1 protein-coding gene is annotated in these 285 nt (G+C 37.9%); it reads right to left on the reverse strand.

From position 1 onward, the window contains the following. Positions 1-285 (reverse strand): hypothetical protein (locus AAEY72_RS14510; protein WP_352311223.1); only part of this gene is annotated, 285 nt, incomplete at both ends.

Here is a 285-nt window from a genome sequence, read left to right on the forward strand (position 1 = left end):
TTTGTATACCTCGCTCAAGGCGTTTATAGGAAAGTATTTTTCCTTTAATATTGGCATCACTTTTGAGTGTTTCTCGCCAAAACTTTTCAGTGATCCACGCACCAGACACTTTGTTATTTTTTAGCACGTCAATCGCTAAATTGTCGGCCATATTAGGTGAAAAAATAGCACTTCTGACATTGCTTAACTTTGCGTTATCAACCGAAAAGTTGAACTCTTTAAACACGAGCCATGACACATCTTCAACCATTGGTAGTGTTTTTAGCTGATCAAGCGCTTGTTTAC

The sequence above is a fragment of the Psychrobacter sp. W2-37-MNA-CIBAN-0211 genome (assembly GCF_040309405.1).
Classification (GTDB): Bacteria; Pseudomonadota; Gammaproteobacteria; order Pseudomonadales; family Moraxellaceae; genus Psychrobacter; species Psychrobacter glaciei.